The 1,551-nt window shown below is 38.9% G+C and carries 3 protein-coding genes; all 3 read left to right on the top strand.

From position 1 onward, the window contains the following. Nucleotides 1-188: 188 nt before the first annotated feature. On the top strand, nt 189-434 hold the full coding sequence (locus tag CVN76_RS05285; RefSeq protein ID WP_100530531.1) for a hypothetical protein: 246 nt from the start codon (nt 189-191) through the stop codon (nt 432-434). 224 nt (nt 435-658) lie between these two features. Beyond that, a complete protein-coding gene (locus CVN76_RS05280; RefSeq protein WP_100530151.1) occupies nt 659-1,054 on the top strand; it encodes a beta-sandwich lipoprotein in 396 nt (131 codons plus the stop codon). Nucleotides 1,055-1,089: 35 nt separating this feature from the next. Beyond that, on the top strand, nt 1,090-1,383 hold the full coding sequence (locus tag CVN76_RS05275; protein WP_100530530.1) for a hypothetical protein: 294 nt from the start codon (nt 1,090-1,092) through the stop codon (nt 1,381-1,383). Nucleotides 1,384-1,551 lie beyond the last annotated feature (168 nt).

The raw sequence follows: 1,551 nt of genomic DNA, 5'->3' as shown, positions 1-1,551 counted from the left end.
ATGTTCACCGCATGCCTTGTCGGAAAGGTCGCTTACCCCTTTTTCTCCGCCATTCCCCCTTCACTGGAATAGTACCTGCTTTTCATTGGCTTCATACTGAGTACAGATAATAAAATCGAAAGCGCCAGCAGCATCACGGAACCTGTCGATTGCTGAGTAACAATATTGCAAGTTAAGGAGTGAGAAGGATGAGAACACAATCTGAATTCGCAAATCACCTTAAACATTGCATCCAGGAAGAACACAGTATTCATTTAAGCGATAAGGCCATCAGGGATATTCGCAATACGATTGATGGTGCATACTCAGCTGCCATAAAAGGAGCCGTTCAAAAGCAAAAGGCGGCAGAAAACAGGTATTACGAACAAAAAAATATTACTGAAATGCTGATTAATAAAATGGTGAAATACTTCAACAGTAGACACAAACTGTGAAGGAAGGTGACCAGCATTATTAAAGTGGAAGTCATTAAGAAAACTTATGTACGTTGTCAGTCTTGTTATTCAAATGAAAATATCCTTGATATATCAATAGGTTTAGTTGAAGAACAGACTTCTACCGTTAGGCTTTGTCCAGGATGTGTAATGGATTTACATGAAAAGTCTATAAATGCACAGTCCGAATAAACGGTGAAGTAAAAAATGAAAGGTTGATGAAAATGAAAAAGAAGATGGCGTTGTTTGTTTTAGGGATTACGTCAATTGTATCTTTGGTAGGTTGTACGACCGAAGCAGATACGGTTTCAGAGAATCTATCAAAGTCAGCAGATTCTTTTGAAGTACAGAGAAGAGTAGTATTTTTCAATGGAATAACAGACAAATACCTTCTTACGGTTGAAGGGCTATGTGCACTTAATACGGATAGTGGTAAGAAGCTAACTGTCACTTGCAAAGTTGGAAAAGATCAATACAAGAAGCATTACCTTGGCTTGAGTGACAACGTAAGCTACTTTGTAGAACAAACAGATGCGAAGTACGAAGATGCATACCATTATAAAGTGTTATTTAGGCCAGAAGAAATCATTCCAGACATTGACTTACAGACAAGTAAATAAAGTATGTCGCGAATAAACAGGGAAGGAGCCCACTCATGAAAGAACTAGCCGAGCTTCGTCGAATTGTGGACGGCCAAAAGACAGTTTCAACAAAACGTTTAAAACCTTTGCTGGATGAGATTCAAAGTTCCTATATCCAAACGGGCAATAAGGTGAAAAGCCAGGCAGAGACCATTAGGAAAATCAACAAAAAATACAGTGTGGTAAATTCCAAGGCGGCAAGATTATCGGTCCATGTCCAAACTCATGAGGAACTTAAAAAGGCTCATACAGAATTAAAGGCAAAATATAAAGCTGCCATGAAAGAGCTTCATAATAGGCCCAAATAAAAGGGAGGTTTGCACATATGGGTTATTCCCGAGAAGAACAAGAAACTTCATTGGTTTTTGACAATAGTACAAGCGAGTGGACTGTTTACTCTACTGTGCCGAAACACATTCGAAAACTCACTAATTTAACAGAGCTAATCGTCCTAGAATCGGAGGATGATAGACCGA

The organism is Bacillus sp. mrc49, assembly GCF_002803435.1.
Note: the sequence above shows the minus strand (reverse complement) of the source record. Positions and strands in the feature narration are given on the sequence as shown.

Coding starts and splice junctions, on each gene's coding strand:
- CVN76_RS05285 (WP_100530531.1), top strand. CDS start 189: ATGAGAACACAATCTGAATTCGCAAATCACCTTAAACATTGCATCCAG.
- CVN76_RS05280 (WP_100530151.1), top strand. CDS start 659: ATGAAAAAGAAGATGGCGTTGTTTGTTTTAGGGATTACGTCAATTGTA.
- CVN76_RS05275 (WP_100530530.1), top strand. CDS start 1,090: ATGAAAGAACTAGCCGAGCTTCGTCGAATTGTGGACGGCCAAAAGACA.